Here is a 433-nt window from a genome sequence, read left to right as displayed (position 1 = left end):
CGCTCAATTATCTGCAAATTCAGCGGCAAGTGCTGCGAGCAATGCCAATAGCAACGCTAATGACCGTCTGCCTAAAACTGATGTTGTTCAAAGTACAGGGCAGTCAACGACTCAGGTTATGAGTCAAAAGGCGGCGACTACTGCGATAGCGGATGCAAAGAAAGCCGGAACAGATGCACAGAATGCGGCTAACTCAGCAGCTAGTGCGGCAAGCGCCGCTCAATTATCTGCAAATTCAGCGGCAAGTGCTGCGAGCAATGCCAATAGCAACGCTAATGACCGTCTGCCTAAAACTGATGTTGTTCAAAGTACAGGGCAGTCAACGACTCAGGTTATGAGTCAAAAGGCGGCGACTACTGCGATAGCGGATGCAAAGAAAGCCGGAACAGATGCACAGAATGCGGCTAACTCAGCAGCTAGTGCGGCAAGCGCC

At 51.0% G+C, this 433-nt stretch carries 1 pseudogene; it reads left to right on the top strand.

The features are described 5' to 3' along the window. Window positions 1-433 (top strand): annotated as a pseudogene (locus tag PROVRUST_RS19960) (hypothetical protein); the annotation flags it as partial.

It is taken from the genome of Providencia rustigianii DSM 4541, from assembly GCF_000156395.1.
GTDB lineage: Bacteria > Pseudomonadota > Gammaproteobacteria > Enterobacterales > Enterobacteriaceae > Providencia > Providencia rustigianii.
The sequence above is the reverse complement of the archived record's forward strand: the minus strand, read 5'-3'. Positions and strand labels throughout refer to the sequence as shown.